The organism is Pseudomonas sp. MWU347 (assembly GCF_017947305.1).
GTDB classification, from domain to species: Bacteria; Pseudomonadota; Gammaproteobacteria; order Pseudomonadales; family Pseudomonadaceae; genus Aquipseudomonas; species Aquipseudomonas putida_A.
Window position 1 is genome coordinate 399,452 of sequence record NZ_JAFGZB010000001.1, and the last position, 23,156, is coordinate 422,607.

Annotated in this window: 23 protein-coding genes; 9 read left to right on the plus strand and 14 right to left on the minus strand. The window is 61.6% G+C overall.

Features of this window, described 5'->3' with window-relative positions; translation table 11 throughout:
• Positions 1–155 precede the first annotated feature (155 nt).
• Both KCG87_RS01790 and elbB read left to right on the plus strand, forming a co-directional pair.
• Positions 156–806: a DedA family protein gene (locus KCG87_RS01790; protein ID WP_027610469.1), complete on the plus strand. Its 651-nt coding sequence runs from the start codon at positions 156–158 to the stop codon at positions 804–806.
• A 279-nt stretch (positions 807–1,085) separates the two neighbouring features.
• Complete coding sequence (gene elbB, locus KCG87_RS01795) at positions 1,086–1,754, plus strand: isoprenoid biosynthesis glyoxalase ElbB (RefSeq protein WP_210556355.1); 669 nt, start codon at positions 1,086–1,088, stop codon at positions 1,752–1,754.
• 130 nt (positions 1,755–1,884) lie between these two features.
• Here the strand turns inward: elbB and KCG87_RS01800 are convergent, their stop codons facing one another.
• The 3 genes from KCG87_RS01800 to KCG87_RS01810 form a co-directional block, all read right to left on the minus strand.
• Entirely contained in the window at positions 1,885–2,340 is a 456-nt protein-coding gene (locus KCG87_RS01800) for a YaiI/YqxD family protein (RefSeq protein ID WP_098966204.1), read from the minus strand.
• A 107-nt stretch (positions 2,341–2,447) separates the two neighbouring features.
• Positions 2,448–4,343: an FTR1 family protein gene (locus KCG87_RS01805; protein ID WP_134784936.1), complete on the minus strand. Its 1,896-nt coding sequence runs from the start codon at positions 4,341–4,343 to the stop codon at positions 2,448–2,450.
• 86 nt (positions 4,344–4,429) lie between these two features.
• Positions 4,430–5,329, minus strand: a complete 900-nt coding sequence (locus KCG87_RS01810; protein ID WP_134784937.1) for a LysR family transcriptional regulator — start codon at positions 5,327–5,329, stop codon at positions 4,430–4,432.
• 128 nt (positions 5,330–5,457) lie between these two features.
• On the opposite strand from KCG87_RS01810, the gene KCG87_RS01815 reads away from it, so the two are divergent.
• The 5 genes from KCG87_RS01815 to KCG87_RS01835 all read left to right on the plus strand — a co-directional run bounded on the left by KCG87_RS01815 (position 5,458) and on the right by KCG87_RS01835 (position 10,234).
• The gene (locus tag KCG87_RS01815; protein WP_134784938.1) at positions 5,458–6,837 is read left to right on the plus strand and encodes a hypothetical protein; all 1,380 of its coding nucleotides are present in this window, start codon (positions 5,458–5,460) and stop codon (positions 6,835–6,837) included.
• A 241-nt stretch (positions 6,838–7,078) separates the two neighbouring features.
• Positions 7,079–8,473: a hypothetical protein gene (locus KCG87_RS01820; protein WP_134784939.1), complete on the plus strand. Its 1,395-nt coding sequence runs from the start codon at positions 7,079–7,081 to the stop codon at positions 8,471–8,473.
• 15 nt (positions 8,474–8,488) lie between these two features.
• A complete protein-coding gene (locus KCG87_RS01825; RefSeq protein ID WP_134784940.1) occupies positions 8,489–8,863 on the plus strand; it encodes a YcfL family protein in 375 nt (124 codons plus the stop codon).
• A gap of 36 nt (positions 8,864–8,899) precedes the next feature.
• Complete coding sequence (gene lpoB / locus KCG87_RS01830; protein WP_003229365.1) at positions 8,900–9,487, plus strand: penicillin-binding protein activator LpoB; 588 nt, start codon at positions 8,900–8,902, stop codon at positions 9,485–9,487.
• 3 nt (positions 9,488–9,490) lie between these two features.
• Positions 9,491–10,234 carry a hypothetical protein gene (locus KCG87_RS01835; protein WP_027610462.1) on the plus strand — a complete coding sequence of 248 codons (744 nt, stop codon included), beginning with the start codon at positions 9,491–9,493 and terminating at the stop codon, positions 10,232–10,234.
• Between the two features lie 199 nt (positions 10,235–10,433).
• On the opposite strand, the gene KCG87_RS01840 is transcribed toward KCG87_RS01835, so the two are convergent.
• From KCG87_RS01840 to KCG87_RS01850, 3 genes are all read right to left on the minus strand, one after another.
• Positions 10,434–11,066 carry a LysE family transporter gene (locus KCG87_RS01840; RefSeq protein WP_027610461.1) on the minus strand — a complete coding sequence of 211 codons (633 nt, stop codon included), beginning with the start codon at positions 11,064–11,066 and terminating at the stop codon, positions 10,434–10,436.
• Between the two features lie 203 nt (positions 11,067–11,269).
• Positions 11,270–11,851 carry a mechanosensitive ion channel family protein gene (locus tag KCG87_RS01845; RefSeq protein ID WP_134784941.1) on the minus strand — a complete coding sequence of 194 codons (582 nt, stop codon included), beginning with the start codon at positions 11,849–11,851 and terminating at the stop codon, positions 11,270–11,272.
• On the minus strand, positions 11,851–13,761 hold the full coding sequence (locus KCG87_RS01850; protein ID WP_003229372.1) for an ATP-binding cassette domain-containing protein: 1,911 nt from the start codon (positions 13,759–13,761) through the stop codon (positions 11,851–11,853). Before KCG87_RS01850 ends, KCG87_RS01845 begins: the two co-directional genes overlap by 1 nt.
• 50 nt (positions 13,762–13,811) lie before the next feature.
• Here KCG87_RS01850 and KCG87_RS01855 point away from each other — a divergent pair, with 50 nt between their 5' ends.
• On the plus strand, positions 13,812–14,276 hold the full coding sequence (locus tag KCG87_RS01855; RefSeq protein ID WP_098966214.1) for a TIGR02444 family protein: 465 nt from the start codon (positions 13,812–13,814) through the stop codon (positions 14,274–14,276).
• On the opposite strand, the gene KCG87_RS01860 is transcribed toward KCG87_RS01855, so the two are convergent.
• A complete protein-coding gene (locus tag KCG87_RS01860) occupies positions 14,273–15,409 on the minus strand; it encodes an AlgP family protein (protein WP_210556353.1) in 1,137 nt (378 codons plus the stop codon). The genes KCG87_RS01855 and KCG87_RS01860 overlap by 4 nt on opposite strands.
• Before the next feature lie 192 nt (positions 15,410–15,601).
• Between KCG87_RS01860 and KCG87_RS01865 the strand changes: the two genes are divergently transcribed.
• On the plus strand, positions 15,602–16,267 hold the full coding sequence (locus KCG87_RS01865; protein ID WP_210556351.1) for an FKBP-type peptidyl-prolyl cis-trans isomerase: 666 nt from the start codon (positions 15,602–15,604) through the stop codon (positions 16,265–16,267).
• Positions 16,268–16,343: 76 nt separating this feature from the next.
• Here KCG87_RS01865 and rsd read toward each other — a convergent pair whose 3' ends face one another.
• From rsd to KCG87_RS01900, 7 genes are all read right to left on the minus strand, one after another.
• Positions 16,344–16,802 (minus strand): sigma D regulator, encoded by a 459-nt coding sequence (gene rsd, locus KCG87_RS01870; protein ID WP_098966219.1) that lies wholly within the window; start codon positions 16,800–16,802, stop codon positions 16,344–16,346.
• Between the two features lie 186 nt (positions 16,803–16,988).
• Entirely contained in the window at positions 16,989–17,540 is a 552-nt protein-coding gene (locus KCG87_RS01875; protein ID WP_098966221.1) for a disulfide bond formation protein B, read from the minus strand.
• 218 nt (positions 17,541–17,758) lie between these two features.
• Complete coding sequence (locus KCG87_RS01880) at positions 17,759–18,997, minus strand: heme biosynthesis protein HemY (RefSeq protein ID WP_098966222.1); 1,239 nt, start codon at positions 18,995–18,997, stop codon at positions 17,759–17,761.
• Positions 18,994–20,136, minus strand: a complete 1,143-nt coding sequence (locus KCG87_RS01885) for a uroporphyrinogen-III C-methyltransferase (protein ID WP_210556350.1) — start codon at positions 20,134–20,136, stop codon at positions 18,994–18,996. The genes KCG87_RS01880 and KCG87_RS01885 overlap by 4 nt, the downstream gene beginning before the upstream one ends.
• Positions 20,137–20,152: 16 nt before the next feature.
• Entirely contained in the window at positions 20,153–20,920 is a 768-nt protein-coding gene (locus KCG87_RS01890) for a uroporphyrinogen-III synthase (protein ID WP_134784944.1), read from the minus strand.
• Entirely contained in the window at positions 20,917–21,858 is a 942-nt protein-coding gene (hemC, locus tag KCG87_RS01895; protein WP_103483673.1) for a hydroxymethylbilane synthase, read from the minus strand. Before hemC ends, KCG87_RS01890 begins: the two co-directional genes overlap by 4 nt.
• 137 nt (positions 21,859–21,995) lie before the next feature.
• On the minus strand, positions 21,996–22,742 hold the full coding sequence (locus KCG87_RS01900; protein WP_003229385.1) for a LytTR family DNA-binding domain-containing protein: 747 nt from the start codon (positions 22,740–22,742) through the stop codon (positions 21,996–21,998).
• Positions 22,743–23,156 lie beyond the last annotated feature (414 nt).

Here is a 23,156-nt window from a genome sequence, read left to right on the forward strand (position 1 = left end):
ATTATGACCAACAGATTACAGTTGTGCGTACCCCGTGACATGTAGCCGCATTCCATTGTTGGCGTAGGAATTGTTCACGTCGAGACACATTTCGACACTTTCATGAATGTGTCCGAAGGGTTAGGCTGCGCGTTCATTTCGCCAGCACCCAGACAATGCTCCAACAATTTCTGCATGACTTTGGCTACTTTGCCTTGTTCCTCGGCACGTTCTTCGAAGGCGAAACCATCCTGGTGCTCGCAGGCTTCCTCGCGTTCCGTGGATACATGGACATCAACCTGGTGGTGGTCGTGGCGTTCTTCGGCAGCTATGCCGGCGATCAGCTGTGGTACTTCCTGGGGCGCAAGCACGGGCGCAAATTGCTCGCACGCAAACCGCGCTGGCAGATGATGGGCGACCGCGCGCTGGAACACATTCGCAAGCATCCGGACATCTGGGTTCTGAGCTTCCGCTTCGTTTACGGACTGCGCACGGTGATGCCGGTGGCGATCGGCCTGTCGGGTTATCCGCCGGGACGTTATCTGTTGCTCAACGGTATCGGCGCAGCGATCTGGGCCACCGCCCTGGCAGCCGCCGCCTACCACTTCGGCGCGGTGCTCGAAGGCATGCTCGGCAGCATCAAGAAGTACGAGCTGTGGGTGCTCGGCGCGCTGCTGATTCTTGGCGTTGGTCTGTGGCTGCGTCGCCGCTTCAAGAATGCGCGACTGGCAAAACAGGTTTACGCCGACGAGCAAGCAGCAAAAGCGGCACTGCTGAATCAAGCCGAAGTGGCCAAACCTGCCGAACCGAAGACGCCAGCCGAATAACGCGCTGACGCCTGGCGCACAGCCCTGCGCAAAGCCCGGGCTGGCCGGCTCTTTTAGTCATTTATCCCCTCTGCGCCAGCGGACTCCCGTTCGCCAGCGGTGTTCTCACGCCAAAAATCTCCTGCTCGTCACGAGGCAGGCAACCGCAAATAATGAACACCCCGCCGTTGTTGCGATCCATTTAGAAAGCGCTCCATGCAGGTGCCGCCGCCACTTCAGCCTATGGCAACGCGCGATAAATTAGTGGACATTTAGCGCCATGAATCTGGAGAGAAACCCATGAGCAAAAAAGTTGCAGTGATCTTGTCCGGCAGTGGTGTGTACGACGGCGCCGAGATCCACGAGAGTGTCATCACCCTGCTGCGCCTGGATCAACGCGGGGCGCAGGTACAGTGCTTCGCGCCGAACATCGCGCAATTGCATGTGATCAATCACCTGACCGGTGAAGAAATGCCCGAAACGCGCAACGTGCTGGTGGAGTCGGCGCGCATTGCCCGCGGCAACATCAAGGACATCCGCGAGGCCGACGTCGATGACTTCGACGCGCTGATCGTACCTGGCGGTTTTGGCGCCGCGAAAAACCTCTCGAATTTCGCCGTTGAAGGCGCCGGTTGCGCAGTACAGCCTGAGGTGCTGGCCTTGGCGGAAGCATTTGCCGAAGCGGGCAAACCGGTGGGCCTGATGTGCATCTCGCCGGCGCTGGCAGCGAAGATCTACGGCCCGGGCGTGACCTGCACCATCGGCAACGATGCCGACACCGCGACCGCGATGAACAAGATGGGCGCCAGCCATGAAGACTGCGCGGTGACCGACATCATCGAAGACAAGGCACGCAAACTGGTGACGACCCCGGCTTACATGCTGGCGCAGAACATCAGTGAGGCGGCTTCGGGGATCAACAAACTGGTGGACCGGGTGCTCGAACTCACCCACGAAAACGATGTTTGATCTCTGACTGCATGCAGAGCGAAATGTGGGAGCGGGCTTGCTCGCGAAAGCGGTGTGTCATTCAAATCAATGTTGTCTGATTCGACGCCTTCGCGAGCAAGCCCGCTCCCACAGGGGAATGGTGATTATTTCAAGGTTTGCGGGTCAGGCGGGTGAGGATGCGGTCCAGCGCATTGGCAAACGCCTGCTTCTCACGCTCGCCGAACGGTGCCGGGCCGCCGCTGATCTGGCCCTGCTCACGCAGGTCGGTGAACAGGTTGCGCACCGCCAGCCGCTCGCCCATGTTCTGCGCATCGAACTCCTTGCCGCGCGGGTCCAGCGCCGCCACGCCCTTCTTCACCAGACGATCGGCCAGCGGGATATCGCTGCAGATCACCAGTTCACCAGGCACCGCGTGCTCGACCAGATAATCGTCCGCCGCATCCGGACCGCTGGGCACCACGATCAGTTTGACGATGGCCAGCCCCGGCTTGGTCTGCGGCTGCCCGGCCACCAGCACCACTTCGAACTGGCGCTTGAGGGCGAACTTCACCACCAGATCCTTGGCGGCCCGGGGGCAAGCGTCGGCATCGATCCATACACGCATGATTTTTTCCTCTTCAAAAAAGCATCGCGGGCAAGCCCGCTCCCACAAGGTTAACGCTAAACCTGTGGGAGCTTGGCTTGCCCGCGAATGTGAGCGCAGCGAATGTGTTAAGCAGTGACCCGCTTCTTCTCCGCGATCCGACTCCGTCCGTACAGCACAACAATCGCCAGAATCGCCACGGCCTGAGCCGTCAGCGAATAGGCGTCGGCGTGAATCCCCAGCCAGTCGAATTCAAAGAACGCCACCGGTCGCGTGCCGAAGATCCCGGCTTCCTGCAGCGCTTTCACGCCATGCCCGGCGAACACCACCGACAAGGCACAGAGCAGACCGGCGTTGATGCTGAAGAACAGCGCCAGCGGCAGTTTCGCCGAACCGCGCAGGATCACCCAGGCCAGACCGATCAACAGCACCAGTGCGGTCGCACCACCGGCCAGCACCGCGTCATGCCCGGCGGGGCCGGCCTGCAGCCACAGGGTTTCGTAGAACAGGATCACTTCGAACAACTCGCGGTACACCGAGAAGAACGCGAGGATCGCAAAACCAAAGCGCCCGCCGCCGCCGACCAGACTCTGCTTGATGTAATCCTGCCAGGCCGCGGCGTGGCGCCGGTCGTGCATCCACACACCGAGCCACAGCACCATGACGCTGGCGAACAGCGCCGTGGCGCCTTCGAGCAGTTCACGCTGCGAGCCGCTGACGTCGATCACATACGCCGCCAGCGCCCAGGTGCCAAGACCGGCGAGCAGCGCCAGGCCCCAACCGATGTTGACGCTGCGCACTGCCGACTGCTGGCCGGTGTTGCGCAGGAACGCGAGGATCGCCGCCAGCACCAGAATCGCTTCGAGGCCTTCGCGCAGCAGAATCAGCAGGCCGGAGATAAAGCTCAGCGACCAGCTCAGACCATCGCTGCCGAGCAGTTCGGCGGACTCTTTCAACTTGCCCTTGGCTACGTCCAGACGCTGTTCGGCCTGCGCCACCGGCAAGCCGTCCTGCAACGATTGACGGTAGGCCATCAGCGATTTTTCGGTGTCCTTGCGCACGTTGGCATCAACGTTGTCCAGCGAGCTTTCGACCAGCTCGAAACCTTCCAGATACGCCGCCACCGACAGGTCGTAAGCCTGATCGTGTTCACCGGCGCGATACGCCGCCAGGCTCTTGTCCAGCGTGGCGGCAGTGTAATCGAGCAACTGCGCCGGGCCACGCTTGACCTGCGGCGGCTGCGCGCGTTGGGCACGGAAGCTTGCGGCGACCTGCGGGCCTTCGGCGGCCTGCACTTCGGCCGGCGTCTGGCGCGCCAGATCAGCGATGTTGAAGTTCTTGTCGGACTTGGCCGCAGCCGGGTCGGCACTGAAACCGGCAATGTAGGTCGCCAGATCCCAACGCTGACGGTCGTCCAGTTGATCGGCGAACGCCGGCATGTCAGTGCCTTCGACGCCTTGGCCGAGGGTGCTGTAGATCGCGTACAGGCTCAGGTGATCGATGCGTGCGGCATCGCGCAGATTGGCTGGCGGCGGCGTCATGCCGAGCCCCGCCGGGCCGTCACCGGCGCCGGTTTCACCGTGGCATACCGAGCAGTTCTGCGCGTACAGCGCCGCGCCCCGGGTCGGATCGGGAGTGATGATCGGCGCTTGGCTGACTTCATACGCCACCGCCAGTTTCGCCCCCAGTTGTCGGGCCTGACGCGCGACTTCAGCGCCGTCCTGTTTCGCGGTGATGGCGGCGTGCAGAGCCTCGACACCCTGCTCCAGCTCAGCCTTCTCCGGTTTGGCCGGCAGATCGCCGATCAGCCCTTGCAGCACCTGGGTGAATTCCAGTTGCTCGCGGTATTCGCCGTCGTCGACGACCTTGCCCGCCTCGACCGTCGGCGGATAGTCGGCGCTGATGTAATCGAGCAGGTGCAGCGCCTGCGGGGCGCCTTCCACGGTGTCGGCCAGCAGGTTGAAACTGCTCAGGGCAAACAGCGGGAACACCAGCCAGGCCAGGAATCGGGACGCGGCAGTCATGAATGAGTCTCAAATGGAAATGCGAAGTTACATATTGTTCACTTCGAACGCCTTTCACTCAAGCTTTGTCGACGTCTCGTGGCGTTTTAACGCAGCGCTGCGGCGGTGTTGCGGTAGTGCTCAAGCATGAATTCGACGAACACTTGCACCTTTAGTGCGACGTGCCGGGCATGCGGATAGAGCGCGTAATAGTGGCGCCGCCCAAGGCTGTAGTTGGGCAGGATTTGCACCAGCCGACCGCTGAGCAGATCGTCCTGCACTGTGGCCCGGGTGAACGCGGCGATGCCAACCCCAGCCAACGCGGCGGCGTGCAGCGAACTGATCGAATCGGCCTTGAACCGGCCCTGCACGCGCACGCTGGTGGTGAGTCCACGCGTATCGGTCAGCACCCAGTCGCTGCCACCGGCAAACGCCAGCAACTGCTGCTCGGCGAGTTCGCGCACCTGTCGCACCAAACCATTGCGCGCCACATACACAGGCGAAGCCACCAGCAACATGTCCGAGACAGTCAGCAACCGCGCCACCATGGATGAATCGGCCAACGGCCCGCAGATGCGCAGGGCCACATCGAAACCCTCGGCGATCAGATCGACGAAACGGTCATCGCATGACAGGTCCACTTCAATCTCGGGATAGCGCTGCTGAAACGCCGGCAACCAGCTCGCCAGTTCCAGCGTACCGATCACCATCGGTGCACTGATGCGCAGCACACCGCTGGGGCTTTCATGTGCCTGCCCCACCGCCAGTGCGGCTTGATCGAGGCGATCGAGAATGTCCACGCACGCCGCGTAATACTGCTGCCCCGCCGTGGTCAGGCTGAAACCTCGGGTGTTGCGGTTGATCAGCCGCGTGCCCAGCTCGCGTTCCAGCTGCTGCAACTGCCGGGAGATGGTCGAGTGAGTGGTGTCGAGGCGCTCGGCAGCGGCGCTGAACCCGCGACACTCGACGATGCAACGAAACGCGCGCATGGCTTGCAGTTGATTCATTAAAGCCCCGGATCTGTTGAGCGCTGAGCGCGCAAGCCTAGCGCAATCCTTGTCCACCCGGCAGCAGCAAAGCGCCCCTATAATGCGTCACCTCCGTGCTTTTGCCGTTCAAGGAAGAACCCGTCTCCATGCGCCATTGCCTGCCGCTCTACCTGCTGCTTAGCCTCATCATGCAACTGAGTGGGTGCGCCGCTTACCGCAATTACGATCAGGAAATGCAGCAGACCATCGATCAGATGGCGCAGGGCAATCTCAACGAAGCGCTTTATCTGATGGAGCTGCACAATCCTTGGGAAGACAAGGATCTGCTGTATTTCATGGAACGCGGCGCGATCCTCAGCGCCGGCACCAACCTGCCAAAAAGCCAGGAAGCGTGGCGCAGTGCTGACCGGATGATTTTTCAGCGCGAAGAAGCCGTGCCCTCCGCAGGCATGAAGTTGCTGACCCGTTTCGGTAATGAAATGGGCACCATGCTGGTCAATGACAAGCTGCAGCGTTACGAAGGCTACGACTACGAAAAAGTCATGCTGACCACCGAAATGGCCCTCAACCAACTGGCGGAAAACGATTTCGACGGGGCCCGCGCCGACATCAAGAAAACCCACGAGCGCGAAACCCTTATCGCCCGCCAGCGGGAGCGGCAATACGAAGAAGCGCAAGAGCAAGCTACGCAACAGGGCATCACCCTGCACTACAAGGATCTGGAAGGCTATCCGGTGGCCATCCTCGATGCCCCGCAAGTGCTTGAGCTGAAGAACGGCTACCAGAGTGCATTCAGCCATTATCTGGCCGGCTTCACTTATGAAGCGCTGGGCGAACGCGCGCTCGCAGCGCCGGGGTATCGACAGGCGATCGAATTGCGCCCGGGCGTGCCGCTGCTCGAAAACGCTTTGCGCAACCTGGACAAACCCGGACCGGCAGCCGATGAAAGCGAGATTCTGATCGTGGTCCAGGCCGGTTTCGCCCCGGCACGCAGTTCGGTGCAAGTGCCGATCCCGGTGCGGCTGAACGAAAACCTGACGATTGTTGCACCGATCTCGTTCCCGGTGATGGTGCCCGACACCCTCACACCTGGCGTGACCCAGATCCTCGTCGACGGTAAAAAGCACCCATTGACCATGATTAACAGCGTGTCGGACATGGCCATCCGCACCTTGCGCGATGACATGCCGGCGATCATCTCTCGCGCCATGTTCCGCGCCAACATGGCCGCCATCAGCCAGGCGCAAAAGAACGAGCGCGATCCGTCCAAGGCGTCGTTGGTGGTGACCGATCCTGATCCTTTTGAAGAGGCTGACACTAGAACCTGGCGCACGCTGCCGGACAAAACCCTGGTCGCCCGTCTGCGCCTGAAAAAAGGCCTGCACCGCGTGCGTTTTCCGTATTTTCGTGCAGAAGACGGGTTCACGGTACGCGTCGACCGCAGCCATCAAGTGTTCAACCTGCGGGTATTCATGGGCCAGAACTATTACATCGGATCGGCATTGGTCCTGCCCGAAACGCCATGAACGAAAGGTGTCAGATAATGCAGAGGAGTAATGGCACCAAACTAACAAGTGCGATTAAAAAGCTATTACATGGCCAGCATCGCCCGCTTATAATGCCGCGCCCGCGCTATAGCGACGCGGCATAAAAGCTCCTCTGGTTATGAGGAATTGGCAGGAGGCCAGCGCCACTGTCGATGGGTCACACCAGCCCGACCAGCACCGGCGGCTGATGCAGTTTCTAGCTCAGGGAAGAAGTACCCCCATGGCATTGCGCACTCCCACCTTGATCGCGCTCAGCGCGGTTACTCTGCTGTCCGGCTGTTCGGCGTTTCGCAACTACGATTCGGAACTGGCCCAGACCAACCAGCAACTGGCCACCGGCAACGTCGACGCCGCGCTGAGCCTGCTGGAAAAGAACAACACCGGTCCGGACAAAGACCTGCTCTATTACTTCGAGAAAGGTGAGTTGCTGCGCGCCAAGGGCGACCTGTCCGGCAGCCAGAACGCCTGGACCAGCGCCGATCAGGTGGTTGGCCAGTGGGAAGATTCGGTCAAGCTCGACACCGGTAAATACCTGGCTCAGTTCGGCAGCTTCCTGGTCAACGACAAGGTGCGTCGCTACGAAGGCTACGACTACGAAAAAGTCATGTTGACCACGCAGATGGCCCTCAACCTGCTGGCAGTCAATGACTTCGATGGCGCCCGCACCGCGATCAAGAAAACTCACGAACGTGAAGCGGTGATCGCCGACCTGCGCGACAAGGAATACCTCAAGAGTGAGGAAGAGGCCGAGAAAGAAGGCATCAAGACTCAGTACAAGGATCTGCAAGGCTACCCGGTCGCCAGCCTCGACGCGCCAGAAGTGGTCAGCCTGAAAAACAGCTACCAGAGTGCGTTCAGCCATTACCTGGCCGGTTTCGTCTACGAAGCCCTGGGCGAGAAAGACCTGGCTGCGCCGGGCTACCGCAAGGCGGCCGAACTGCGCCCGAACACCCCGCTGCTGGAGCAGGCGCTGGTCAACCTCGACAAGCCGAGCAAGTCCGACGACAGCGATATCCTGATCGTCGTGCAAAGCGGTCTGGCACCCTCGCGTGATTCGATCCGCGTGCCGCTGCCATTGCCGATCTCCAACAACGTGGTGATCACCCCGCTGTCGTTCCCCATCATCAAGCCTGACACCTCTACCGCACCATTCACGCAGATTGGCGTCGATGGCCAGCAAGTCAACCTGACCGCCCTCAACAGCACCACCGCCATGTCGCGCCGCGCCCTGCGCGATGACATGCCGGGGATCATCGTGCGCACCACCGTGCGCGCGATCACCAAAGGTGTGGCGCAGAAGAAGATCAACGAAACCAACCCGCTGGCCGGTCTCGCCGTGGGTATTTCTTCAGCGGTGCTGGAAGGTGCCGATACCCGTACGTGGCGCACCCTGCCGGACAACACCCAAGTGGTGCGTCTGCGCTTGAAGAAAGGCGAGCATCAAGTCAGTCTGCCGAGCGCTGTCGGCGGCTCGCTGGTCAAGGTCACCGTCGATCAGCGTTATCAAGTGATCAGCCTGCGTGCCGTGGGAAATCAGGTATTTGCCGGTGGCGTCGCCGCCCACGTCATTCCGAGCGCCGGCGCGACCAACGTCGCCAGCCTCAAACAACCTTAAGAACGGAGTCTTTGCATGCGCTTCAAACTCTTCACCGTTGCCGCCCTCGCCGTGCTGGCCAGCGGCTGCGCCACCCCGCCACCTCCTGAGCCGGGCAGCGCCGCGAGCAAGGTCGTTGCCATGGGTCCGCAGAAACACATCGCAGTCGGCGCCATGCGCGTCGCCCGAGAGAACGGCTTCATGACCGTCAATGTGCAGTTGACCAACACCCTCAACAGCAACAAGACGTTCTACTACCGTTTCGCCTGGCTGGGCCCGGAAGGTTTCCCGATCGCCGAAGAAGAAGTCTGGAAAAGCCAGATGATGTACGGCGCTCAGACCAGCTTCATCCAGGGCATCGCCCCGACCCCGAAAGCCGTGGATTTCCGTCTCGAACTCAAGACGCCTTAAGTCCGCCACCCTATTCCTGTTTTAGAGAGCATTCCCATGTTTGCACGCTTTTCCCTGATCGCTGTCCTCGCCCTGCTGGCTTCCGGTTGCGCCAACACCTCGCCGACCCTGGGCAGCAAGAACATCAGCTACGGCGACACCAAAGCGGTTGAAACCGTGACCAACGAATTCGGCTCGACCGACCTGCAAATGATCGCCGAATCGATGACCCGCTCGCTGGCCCAGTCCGGCATTCTGCAGGGCCGCCCGGTGGTGCAGGTTTACGACGTGAAGAACAAGACCAGCGAGTACATCGATACCCGCGAAATCACCACCAGCATCAAGACTCAGCTGATGAAGTCCGGCACCGCCCGCTTCGCCAGCGACAACACCGCGATGCAGAGCCAGGTCGACCAGCTCAAGCTGCAGAACCAGAGCGGCCTGTACAAGAAGAGCACCGTGGCCAAGACCGGCAACATGATCGCCGCCAAATACCGTCTGGAAGGCTCGATCAGCTCGATCGTCAAGCGCAGCAGCGACTACAAGGACGTCTTCTACAAATTCAGCCTGCAACTGATCGACGTCGAAAGCGGTCTGGCCGAGTGGATGGACGAAAAAGAGATCCGCAAAACCACGGAGCGTTAATTGATGCGCGCATGGATTGGCATGATGGCCCTGGCTTGCGCGTTCAGCGTGCAAGCGGCCCCGAAAGTCGCGGTAACGGATCTGGCGTATCAGGAACGGGTGGAGCAGTACATCCACATCGTTTCGGCGCAGAACAATTACCGCGAGGGTTACTACAGCTCCAGTGGTTCGTCGAACTACAACGAGCTGGAAGCGACCACCAGCTACATCGAACAAGGTGAGCTGCGTAAATTCACCGGCGACATCAAGGGCGAGATCCTCCGCACCGGCATGTTCCAGCTGGTGCAGGGCACGCCGTACACCGCGTCGTCCAAGGGTGACGTCTACGACGTGATCAAGCGCATCAAGGCCGGCAACTTCAAGGGTGCCGACTACGTGCTGTTCGGCACCGTGTCGGACATCGACTTCACCCAGGACATGAACGAGCTGGCGCACACCGACAGTTATTCGGCGGTGCTGGGCCTGACGCTGGTGGCGGATTTCAGCCTGATCAACACCAAGACCTACGAGATCACCTCGGCCTTCACGGCAATGGGCGAAGCGCAGGACACCAAACTGGTGAACGGCCGCGACATCAAGATCTCGCTGAATCGCCCTCGCGTGGTACGTGAAGTTTCGAAAGCGCTGGGTGAGGACGTGGCCGGGCAACTGAGCATGCAGCTCGGTGGCGGCGGTTACGAGCAGCCGCGTGAGGCGCAGCAGCGCAACAATCTGCCGCGTGATACCGCGCCGGTGATTTTGCACTGACCGGCTGAGTGAATAACTCTGTGGTGAGGGGATTCATCCCCGATGGACTGCGCAGCAGGCCCCTTCTTGTCAGGTCAAGAGCGGGGCCGCTTCGCGCCCCATCGGGGATGAATCCCCTCGCTACAGCGGAGTTCACTGGAGAAATCAGTAGGAATAAAAAGGCGACCTCAAGAGGTCGCCTTTTTTCTGCCTGCGGGTTTTACACCGCCGCTTTACGCAACGTCGCCATGAACGCCGCCGCACCGATGAACAGCCCGGCAAAGGTGCGGTTCATGCGTTTCTGCTGCTGCGGTGTACGCAACAGGCGCAGCACCTTGGACGCCAGCCCGGTGTAACCGGCCATGACAATCAGATCCACGCAGATCATGGTCGCACCGATCACCACATACTGAATCAGCAGCGGTGCGTGGGGATTGATGAACTGCGGCAACACCGCGAGCATGAACACCAGCGCCTTGGGGTTACTGATGTTCACCAGAAACCCACGGAACACCAGCGCCAGCGGCTTGCCGATCGGCCGTACCGCCGCGTCATCGCTCATGTCCATCGGCAGCGCACGCCACTGCTTGATCGCCAGATAGACCAGATACGCCACACCGAACCATTTGATCGCGTGGAATGCGGTGGCCGATGCGGTGAGGATCGCGCCGACACCGGCGCCGACAATCGCGATCTGCACCGCCAGGCCGATCTGCAGGCCGAGGGCGTTCCAGTAACCGCGCCAGAAACCGTATTGCAGACCGCTGGACATCGACGCAATGGCGCCCGCGCCCGGGGACAGACTGATCACCCAGCAGGCGGCAAAGAATGCCAGCCATGTTTGAAGCTCCATCGCACACCTCGACTCATGCTCGTGACAAGACGTCAAAGCTAATGCGCTTTGGCGCGGATGACTACCGATTTTTGCTGGAGGGTTCGGGCGCGGCTGATGGCCTCTTCGCGAGCAAGCCCGCTCCCACATTGGATTTGTGTCGATCACAGATCCAATGTGGGAGCGGGCTTGCTCGCGAAGGCGTCAGATCAGACGCCCGAGGACTACTTCTCGAAACCGCTCGAAGGAAACACATCACTCCCGCGCCAGCGCCGCACCGAACGCTGGAAGAACAGGCTGTTCGGCACTTGCACCATGGCGCTGCCCGTCCCGAGCTCCTCGGCTTCGACCAGCGTGGTGTAGAGCAGATTGATCGCCACCACCCGGCCTTTGACACCCGGCTTGTCGGTGGTGTCCACCAGCTCGACCACATCGCCCAGGCGGAACGGGCCGACGGTGAAGATCAGAATCGCGCAAAGCAGGTTCGACAGCACACTCCACATGGCGAAGAACGCCACCGCCGCCACCGCGACGAAACCCGACAGCGCCGTCCACAACACCGTGGCCGATACGCCGAGGCGCTCCAGCACAAAAATCACCGCGCTGCCCATGATCAGCCAGCGCAATACGCCACGCAGGGGCATCAGCAACTGCGGCGGAAACGGATAGCGCTCGCCCAGGCGGGTGAGGAATCGAGCGACGACACGTTGAGCGAAGTAACCGGCCAACAGGATCAGCAGAATCTGCACGCCGAGCCAGATCGGCTCGACCCACATCGCCGGCAGCGGCAGCTTGAACGCTTCCATCAGGACAGCGCCTCCAGCTCCGCCTGCATGCTTTCCAGCGTTTCGAGTGCCTCCATCCACGCTTCTTCCAGTTCGGCTTCGCGCACTTTCAGCTTGGCCTGCTCTGCCAGCAGATCACGCAATTCGTTCTTGCGCGCCGGCTCGTAGATGTCGCTGTCACCGAGGCTGGCATCGACCTTGGCGAGTTTTTCGTGGAGCTTGCCCAGTTCGGCTTCGAGCTTGTCGGCCTCGCGCTTGTGCGGTGCCAGTTGCTGACGCAATGCAGCAGCGGCCTGGCGCTGGGCCTTTTTGTCGGTCTTGTCCGGGTTGACCGGGGTGTTGCTGACCGGCGCATTGCGTTGACGATATTCCACCAGCCAGCGCGCGTAGTCTTCGAGGTCGCCATCGAACTCTTCGACCTTGCCGTCCGCGACCAGGTAGAAGTTGTCGGTGGTGCTCTTGAGCAAGTGCCGATCGTGAGACACCACCAATACCGCGCCGCTGAATTCCTGCAGCGCCATGGTCAGCGCCAGGCGCATTTCCAGGTCGAGGTGGTTGGTCGGTTCGTCGAGCAGCAACAAGTTCGGCCGTTCCCAGGCGATCAATGCCAGCGCCAGACGCGCTTTCTCGCCACCGGAGAAATTCAGCACCGGCTCGTCGATGCGTGCACCACGGAAATCGAAACCGCCGAGGAAGTCGCGCAGGGTCTGCTCGCGTTCGGTCGGCGCCAGACGCTGCAAGTGCAGCAGCGGGCTGGCCTTGGCATCCAGCGAGTCGAGCTGATGCTGGGCGAAATAGCCAACCACGGTGTTTTCGCCACGGGTCAGGCGCCCGGCCAGCGGTTCAAGCTCGCCGGCGAGGTTCTTGATCAGGGTCGATTTACCGGCACCGTTCGGCCCGAGCAGACCGATCCGCGCACCCGGGGTCAGTTGCAGCTTGACCTTCTCCAGGATGGTTTTGTCGCCGTAACCCAGGCGCGCATCGGACAGGTCGATCAGTGGACTGGAGATCTTGGTCGATTCGCGGAACACGAAGTCGAACGGTGAATCGACGTGGGCCGCCGACAGCTCTTCCATGCGCTCCAGGGCCTTGATCCGGCTCTGCGCCTGACGGGCCTTGGTGGCCTGAGCCTTGAAGCGGGCGATGTAGCTTTCCATGTGCGCACGTTGCGCCTGCTGCTTCTCGTAGGCCTGTTGCTGCTGGGCCAGACGTTCGGCACGGGCGCGTTCGAACGCGGTGTAGCCGCCACGGTACAGGGTCAGTTTGCGCTGATCGACATGAGCCACGTGATCGACCACTTCATCGAGGAAGTCGCGGTCGTGGGAAATCAACAGCAAGGTGCCCGGATAGCTTTTCAGCCACTCTTCGAGCCAGATGATCGCGTCGAGATCCAGGTGGTTGGTCGGTTCGTCGAGCAGCAACAGGTCCGACGGACACATCAAGGCCTGCGCCAGGTTCAGACGCATCCGCCAGCCACCGGAGAAATCTCCTACCTGACGATCCATCTGTTCATTGGTGAAACCGAGACCGGCCAGCAACTTGCGCGCCCGCGCATCGGCGGTATAGCCGTCGGCGCTGTCGAGTTCGGCGTGCAGACGGGCCAGAGCCGTGCCATCGTGGGCCGCTTCGGCGGCGGCGAGGTCACGTTGCACTTCGCGTAGACGCAGGTCGCCATCGAGCACATAGTCGACCGCCAGGCGTTCGAGGGTGTCGACCTCCTGGCGCATGTGCGCGATCCGCCAGTCGGCCGGCAGCAGGCAATCGCCCGAGTCCGGGTGCAACTCGCCGCGCAGCAAGGCAAACAGGCTGGATTTGCCGGCGCCGTTGGCACCGATGAGGCCGGCTTTGTGGCCGGCGTGCAGGGTCAGCTCGGCGTCTTCTAGCAGACGTTGCGGGCCACGCTGTAAAGTCAGGTTCTGAAGTCGGATCATAATGGCGGCGGAGTCTACCAGCTTCGCTCACAACTGGCGCGAGTAGCACGATGTCCTCTGACCTGTGGAGCTTTTCCCTTGCCACCTACGCCAGACCGGGCGTGGAACCTGCCTGCCTGCAACTGCAAGCGGCGGGGGCCAATGTCTGCCTGCTGCTGTGCGGTTTATGGCTGGAGCAGCGCGGCGCGGCCTGCGACGAACAGCGCGTGCAGCAGCTGAAAACGCTGGTGGGGCCGTGGGATGCGGAGGTGGTGCAGCCACTGCGTGCGTTGCGTACTCAGTGGAAAACCCTGGCCGAGGAAGATCCGGTGCTCAAGGGGCTGCGAGCACAAATGAAGGCGCTGGAGCTGGAAGCCGAACGGCATCTGCTGTGGCAACTGGAACAGGTTGCGCAGGATTGGCCGCGCGATGACGCATCAGCGTCGGGGGAGTGGCTGGAGAGTCTGACGGGATCGGCCGCCAGCCCGAACCGCGACGCGCTGCAAGTGCTGCGCGTCGCGGCAACCGGCACTTAGGAAGCGCTGGTCGGGTTGCTGCTGGCGCTCGACGCAGCGGCTGGCGTTGGCGCAGTCGTGGTGGTCGAGGTGGAAGCGGCTGGAGCAGGCGCGGCGGCGGCCGGCGCCGGAGCGGCTGGCTTGGCGGCAGGTGCAGTCGCCGGCTTGGCGGCAGCTGGTTTGGCAACGGCCGGTTTTTTCGCGGCAGGTTTGGCAGCTGGCTTGGCGGCTGGTTTAGCGGCTACTGGTTTGGCGGCAGGCTTGGCTGCAGCGGTCGCAGGTTTTGCTGCTGCAGGTTTGGCAGCGGTTTTAGCGGCAGGCTTGGCCGCTGGTTTGGCAGCAACCTTGGCAGCAGGCTTTGCCGCGACTGGTTTGGCCGCAGTCTTGGCTGCCGGTTTTGCCGCAGCGGTTTTCGCGGCAGGTTTGGCAGCCGGTTTTACCGCTACTTTGGCAGTTGGTTTAGCAGCAGCGGTTTTTGCCGGAGCGACTTTGCGCGCAGCAGGTTTTGCTGCTGGCTTGGCAGCCGGTTTGGCCGCTGCAGGTTTGGCAGCGGCAGTACGTGCGGCCGGTTTCGCAGCGCTCGCCGCAGCCGGTTTTTTCACTGCGGTTTTGGCGGCGGTTTTAGCCGGTGCCTTGGCTGCTGGTTTGGCTGCCGGTTTGGCTGCCGGTTTTGCCGCAGCGGTTTTCGCCGGGGCTTTCGCCGCAGCAGGTTTGGCTGCCGCTTTTTTCGCAGGCGCTGCTGCTGGTTTGGCGGCGCGGGAGGACAGCGCTTTGCCGGCGGCCTCTTGCACCCGGCCGACACCCTGGGCCAGTTTCAGGCTTTCCTGGGCATCGCGCTTGAGTTGCAGAATGTAGCCGCGAGTGTCGGACTGACGATCCTTCAACGCATCGAGCAGGTCTTCAAGTTCTTTGACGGCAGCCTTGGCCTTGTTCTGCGCCTTGGCTTTACCGGCAGAGGCTGCGTCCTGCAATTTGGTGCGGGACTTGTGCAGTTTTTCTTGCGCCTTGCCGCGTTGCTTTTCCAGTTTGGCGAGCAGTTTTTCAGCATCAGCCAAGGCTTGGGAGCAAGCGTTTTCCAAATGCTCGAGCAGGCTGCCCGAGAGTTGTTGGAGTAAGTGCAACGGAGTGTTTACAGGCTTCTTGGTGGCCGACATGGTTTACCTCCTGGCTGACGTGAGTGCGGCTCATACTAGACCTCTGCAGTTACCGCCGCTAGGTCATCTTGACAGTATCGAAACCGTTGCGTTGCAACGAAGCGAAAATGTTCTGCACAAAGACAAAAGCAGTTCACCGTTGCAGACCTTCGCGCTGGCATAATCGCCCGCATCTCAGGACGGAGAGTGCCCATGTCGCGCTACCTTTTTTTATCCCTCTGGATGATTTTTTCCGTGGCCTACGCCGAGGAAAAAACCACCGCGAACGATGCTCACGATCTGGCCTACAGCCTCGGCGCCAGCCTCGGTGAACGGCTGCGTCAGGAAGTGCCGCAATTGCAGATCCAGGCATTGGTCGACGGTTTGCAGCAGGCCTATCAAGGCAAGCCGCTGGCACTGAGCGAAGCGCGGATCGAGCAGATCCTGGCCGATCATGAATCGCAAAACGCCGAGCACTCATCGCTGCCGTCGAGCGACGCCGCGATGGAAAACGAACAACGTTTTCTCACCGCCGAAAAAGCCAAACCGGGCGTGAAGGAACTGGCCGACGGCATCCTGCTGACCGAGCTGACACCGGGCACCGGTGCCAAGGCCGGCCCCGATGGAAAAGTCCAGGTGTTGTATGTCGGACGACTGCCGGATGGCACCGTGTTCGATCAGAACACTCAGCCGCAATGGTTCAGCCTCGACAGCGTGATTGCCGGCTGGCGTACTGCGTTGCAGAACATGCCGGTGGGTGCCAAGTGGCGACTGGTGATTCCATCGGATCAGGCCTACGGCGCTGACGGTGCGGGCGATCTGATTGCGCCGTTTACCCCGCTGGTGTTTGAGGTCGAGCTGCGGGGCGCAACGAGCTGATCGCACCCAGCACGCAGGCATAAAAAAACGCGGTGCGCTTTCGACGCACCGCGTTTTTTTGTATGCGAGAAACGAATCAAGCCTGAACCGGATCTTCCTGCTTGTGTGCCGTGTGCAGCACTTCAATCAGGCAGTCTTCCAGTTCGAAGCGTTCGTGCAGCAGGCCACCCAGCTCCTTGAACTTCTCGGCGACGCATTTGCCTTCATCGCAAAGGTCGTTGAACGCGAGGAGTTTTTCGGTGATGACGTCGATTCGCGGATAGAGCGTTTCGGCAAGTTCGAGGCCGCGCTTGTCGTTGAAGGCCTTGGCTTCACCGGTCAGCTGTTCGTAGATCTCGAAGTGCCCGGCCGACACGTAATCGACCAGCACGCCACAGAACTCCTGCAGAGGCTTGCGGCTCTCGGAGAGCGACTCAGGCTGTGCACCGAGATTATCGTAGGCGTCGATCAGCTCCTTGCGCTCTTGCAACCAGCGGTCGATCAGCAGATGAACTCCACCCCAGCGTTCCTGAGCATTCTGACAACTTTCGAGCATGGCGATCTCTCTTCCCTTGTGGGTCATGCTGCTCTACACCCGCGCCCCTCTTCTGGCTGTTATCGCTTGGGGGCCGACCGGGCAGAGCGTCATCGAGCAACATAAATCCAATGACACGTGCGGGCCAGATTATGCCCGCACGCCTATGGCTTCAAGGTACGCAGGAGATAAAGTTCATACAAGTGTTTAATCCCTGACCAGCGTGTGGTGCGACGCTTCGCCGCTGAGCGGTCGCTGCAGAGCGCTCCAGACCAGCCGCAGCAATTGATAGACCGCCAGGATCGACATCGCCACAAAGAACAGCAGGCTCCATTCCGGAATGCTCAAATCGAACAGCGTCCAGGAAATTTCTGCGCAATCTACACCGCCCCTAAGCATCCGCAACGTTGCACACAACCACGGCAGGTTGCTGAACAACGCTTCGGCATCAGGCGCGCACCTCGTCATCTGCATCAACGGGTCACTCTGCAACAACACCTGTCGCCAGGCCGCCGTCGTCCCGCCCAGGCTCAGGCCAAGCGCGGCGACCCAGTACAGCGACAGGCCGACACGCCGTGGGCCGTGGACCGCCGCCAACCCGCAACAGAACGTCAGCAACGCCATGAAAAACCTTTGCGCCAGGCACAGGCTGCAGGGCGTCAGCCCGACCGCATACTCGAGATAATAGGAAGCTCCCAGGGCCATGGCCCCTGCAGTGAAAGCCGTGAAAAACAAGGAGCGTGAACAGGCCAACGACATGGCTTTTCCGTAACAGTGGAGACAGGCAGTTACGGTAGAGGAAAGCTTGTCAGCCTTTCAAGGCGGGGCCTTGGCGACAGTTCACCAGAAGTGTAGGGAAAACCCGACAGGTGCGAGAGGAATAGGTGTAGTCCGTTGTAGGACTTTGCCCAAGACGCCCGCCACAGGTAATTTTTCGCTCACTGAACGTTAACGAGGGAGCATGCTCCCTCGCGATATCAGGCGTGAACCGGCACCGGCAACGGCGCGGCCAGCAGACGCTCATCCAGCAATCCGAGACCCTCCTGGAACAGCTGGTTACTGCGCTCGGTGTCACCCAGTTGCGCAAGCAGACGTGCCAGCTCGGCGCAGGCTTCCGGGTTACGCTGCACTCGCAGACTGCTTTCCAGGTAATCCCGTGCCTTGCCCCACAAGCTGGCTTGCAGACAGAGACGACCGAGGGTCAGCAACAGGCTCGGATCCGCTGGATGCTCCTTGAGCCAGCCTTCAGCGGCCTGCAACTGACGCGCCGGATCGCTGCCGCGCACCAGGCCATACTGACGCGCGAGATGGCTGTCGTACTTGCGCTTGAGGGCGCTGCGCAGGATTTCTTCAGCTTCGACCTGAGCACCCAACTGACGCAATTGCTCGGCGTATGCCAGCACCAGCGCCGGCTCCTGACGCTGCGCGGAGGTCAACTGCTCCCAGGCACGAGTGAGTGACTGCAGACCGACCTTGCCGTCCTCGTCCCGATGCGCCGCCAGGGACAGGTTGTTACCCCAGGCACGCCGCTCCAGTTCAGCCAGTTCGGCCGCAGGCAAAGCCTTGTCCTTGCGCAGCTCCGGCAACAGGCGAATCACCGCCGACCAGTCGCCGCGCTGCTGATGCAGACGCTGCAACTGACGCAGGGTCTGCACGTTATGCGGATGCCGTTCGTGCATCGCCTGCAGGGTCACCAGAGCGCCGTCGGTGTCACCACGATCGGTCTGCAACTGCGCATGGCTCAAGGCAATCGCCAATTCGGCCTGAGGCTGGCGCTCCAGCGCACGTTCAAGCAACTGATCACACTCTTCGTACTTGCCTTGTTCGTTGGCCGCGCGTGCCGCGCCGAGGTAATACAACAGCGGCTGGCGCTCGGCCTCGGCGGCGCGAGACAGATGACGTTGCGCGCTGGCCCAGCGACCTTCGGCCAGATCCAGCTGCCCGTGTTCGATGGCCACCTGCACCCGCCGGCTGCGGTTGCGGCGCGACCACGGATTGACCACGCCACTGGAGGCCATGACCAGCTCGACCAAGGCCTTGATCCCCCAGATCAGCAGCCACAACACCGCGATCAGGCCCAGCGTGGCCCACAGACTGGCCTCGTAGCGGAAGCTCTTGTAGGCAATCAACACGTACCCGGAGTGTTCGGCAATCGCCAGGCCCAGTGCCGCCGTCGCCGCGATCACCAGAAACACGATCACATACAGGCGTTTCATGGCGTGGTCTCCTGCGCGGTGTTGGCGGCAGGTTTGGCGAACGGTTTGACCGACTCTTCAGCGTTGACGTTACGGCGCTCCAGATAAGCCTGCACCGCACTCAGCGTGCCGGTCAGGTCCGGCGTCTTGACGGTGACCGGTTGCTGGCTCAGCTCGGCAACCTGTTCAAGCATGATTTTGCTCTGCGGATTGTCCGGATTGAAATTGCCCTTGAGCACGTCCCGCGCTTCGGTCAGTGCCTGGGTGTAGACCGGCGCCTGGCCATTGAGCGCAGCCCACTGCGCCTGCTCCAGCGCGAGACTCAGGGCCAGACGCACCTGACTCAGGCTCTGCCCGGCCAGCAGTGGCTTCACATTCTTGTCGGCATTGAAATCGATGCGGATGTAACGCGACACCTGATCCCACCACTGCGCCCAGCGACTGGCGCCATCGCCGTCAGCGGTCAGGCCCAGCAGCGATTCGCCGCGATCCTTGTACTCAGGCGCCAGCTCGGTCAGTTCGATGACCTGATCACGCAAGGCACCAATGCGCAGGAACAGACCGGTGCGATCCGGCTGCTCGGTGCTGCGCAGCGCCACGAGGGTTTTCGCCACTTGCTCGCGGGCGGCGAACGAGCCGGGATCGTTCTGCTCACGCAGAATTTCGTCGGCACCCTGCACCAGCGCCTGGGCGCTGCTGATGTCCTGCAAGGCCGACAGACGCAGGCTGGCCAGACGCAGCAGATGCTCGGCCTCGGCCAGACGCCAATCCTTGCGGCTGGCGCCGAGAACGGTTTCCAGACGCTGATTGAGGCGCTGCTGATCCCCCTGCAATTGCGTCACCAGACGCTGACGTTCGGCGAGTTCATCGGCACCGGGCAATTGCGCGAGGCGCTCGGTCAGACGCTGTTCGTTGAGTTTGAGGCTCTGCGCCTGATCGTTCAACGCCTGCACCTGATCCGACTGCTGTGCGGTGTTGCTCTGCAGGTGACGCACCTGCCAGACACCCCAGCCACCGATCGCCACGCCGGCAGCGCCGAGCAACAGGGCGACAATGGCCAGTCCGTTGCCTCGGCGCGGCTCTTTGGCCGGCGGTGGAGTTTCAACCTGGGCATCGATCACAGGCTGGACATCAACTTTAGGCAAGGCTGTTTCGCTCACGTATCCATCCTTTGCATTAGAGAACGGGCACGGGATGCTCCCGTAACGCCGTCAGCAAAGCCGCGGCATTCGCGCCGCGGCAATCCACAACTGTTCGGGCCCCGGCGGCATGTGCCAGCTCGGCAACCCTTGGGCTTGGCACAAACAACGGCAACTGCGCAATTGAAGGCCAGGCATCGCCGGCCATCTGGCGCAAGTGCTCGAAACCCTGTCCACTGCTGACCACCAGCCCGTTCAAGCGTTCCGCTGCAATGCGCCGCGGCAGCTCTTGCGGCGGGTAGGCCGGCAGGTCACGCCGATACAACTCCAGATACTCGACACTAGCACCAAGCGCGCGCAGGCGCTCGGCGAGCAGCTCGCGGCCACCCTCGCCACGCAGGATCAGCACCTGCGCGCCGGGCTCGGTGACCGCCTCGCGCAGACGCGACAATTGCAGCAGGGCTTCACTGTCATCGCCGTCGGCGGGAAAGTGTACGTCGAGACCGTGATCGCGAAGAATCTGCGCGGTCGCCGCACCGACGCTGAACCACGGCATCGACAGCGACTGAAGCCCATGAGCGTCCAGCAGATCAAGCGCAATCCGCGCCGCCGGCTTGCTGACCACGATGACCGCGCTGCAACCCGGCAGCTGCGCCAGCGCCTGACGTATCTTGTCAGAGACCGGCAGCGGCGCGATGTCCAGAAGCGGCAGGCAACTGCTGAAAATCCCCTGTCCGGCCAACACCGCGGCCAGCGCCGCACAGTCATCCGCAGGGCGCGTCAGCAGCAGGCGCCAGCCAGTCACTCGTGACCTGCCTCGCCATACACCGCTTTGAGAATGTCGTCGGCACCCTGGCTGAGCAAGTCTTCGGCAACCTTCACCCCCAGCGTCTCGGCATCGGCACGCGGCGCGCGCGCCTCGGCGCTGAGCAGCTTGCCACCACTCGGTTCGCCCACCAGCCCACGCAACCACAACTGCTCACCTTCGAGCACGGCGTAGCAGGCAATCGGCACCTGGCAGCCGCCATTCAGGTGTTTGTTGAGGGCACGTTCAGCGGTCACGCGCGAAGCGGTGTCGGCGTGATGCAACGGTGCGAGCAAGGCGTGGATTTGCGTGTCGGCGCTGCGGCACTCGATGCCGACGGCGCCCTGACCACCGGCCGGCAGGCTGTCATCGACGCTGATGGCCGAGGTGATGCGGTCTTCAAAACCGAGACGGATCAGACCGGCCGCCGCGAGGATGATCGCGTCGTACTCGCCGGCATCGAGCTTGGCCAGACGAGTGTTGACGTTACCGCGCAGGAAGCGGATTTCCAGATCAGGACGACGGGTCAGCAACTGCGCCTGTCGCCGCAGGCTGGAGGTGCCGACGATGGCGCCGGCAGGCAGCGCATCCAGGCTGGCGTAGGTATTGGAAACGAAAGCATCGCGCGGGTCTTCGCGTTCGCAGATACAGAACAGGCCAAGGCCTTCGGGGAAGTCCATCGGCACGTCTTTCATCGAATGCACGGCGATGTCGGCTTCGTTTTCCAGCAGCGCGGTTTCCAGCTCCTTGACGAACAGGCCCTTGCCGCCGATTTTCGACAGCGGCGAGTCGAGCAGCTTGTCGCCGCGACTGACCATGGGCACCAGCGTCACCAGCAGACCCGGATGGGCCGCTTCCAGACGGGCTTTGACGTATTCGGCCTGCCAGAGGGCCAGCGCACTTTTACGGGTGGCGATGCGGATTTCGCGAGAGGACATGGATCAATCCGTACTGAATAGATACGGCGGATAATAACAGCTCAGCCAAATCCACTTTGACTTGAATCAGAAACGGCGTGGCCTCCCTGGCCTGCGATGCCCGGTAGAAGAAAGTGAAACCAAGCGCGAAGGCCGGGTCAGAGGCCCTGCATCATCTTGCGCACACCGGCCACATGTCGACGACTGACGATCAGCGCATCACCATTGAGGCCTTTGAGGAACAGCTGGAAATGCCCCAGCGGCGTGCGTTGCAGACGCTCGATGCGGTCACGGGCGACCAGCGCGTTGCGGTGGATACGCACGAAACGCTCGCCGAATTCGTCTTCGAGGGCTTTCAGCGGCTCATCCAGCAGCACCTCGCCGCTTTCATGGCGCAGGGTCACGTATTTGTGATCGGCAATGAAATAGACCACCTGATCCAGCGGGATCAGCTCGATGCCTTTGCGGGTGCGGGCGCTGATGTGACTGCGCGGGCCATTACCGCTTTCGGCGGCGGGACGGGTCAGGGCCGAGAGTTGCGCCCGGTTGGGACGTTCAGCCCGTTTCAGGGCGTCATGCAGATGTTCGGTTCGCACGGGTTTCACCACATAGCCCACGGCGCTGGCCTGCAGGGCTTCCACGGCAAATTCATCGGGGCCGGTGCAAAACACCACGGCCGGTGGCGTTTCGCGTTCGCACAGACGGGCAGCGACCTGCAGGCCATCGAGGCCCGGCATGCGGATATCGAGCAGCACGATATCCGGCTTGTGGCTGTCGATCAGCGCCAACGCCTCTTCGCCATTCGTGGCGCTGGGCTCCAGGACTGTATAACCCTCGAGCTCGCTTACCATTCGGCTTAGGCGCTCGCGAGCCAGTGGTTCGTCATCAACGATCAGGACATTCATATTGCGCTGGATTCCTGCGTGAGTCTCGCACAAGGATAGCGTAGACAGGTGAAGTGACGTCCGTCACCGCGATCCACGCTAAGACTAGCCCGAGCGCCAAAAAGTGCCGTACGTCGGCCAGCAATATTTGCCAGTGTCCGGGTCGTACTGCTCAAAGCCCGCTGTTTCCTGCGTTTTTCACGGGGTATGCCAAAGGACAAAACCACCCACCCCCTCTTCTTATAGTCGGCGTCCGGACCTTTGTGCGATCCGCAGTCGCGCCGACCCTTATGTCCAACTGTAGACGCTTGCCGGGCCGATATTGCTCAATCGAAAAATATCCTTGCGCAAATCCCCCACAGACGGCGCCGACTATGAATGAGCAGATGAGAAAAAAACGTATCGACCGGTGTCAGCGACAGGATTGGCAACCCT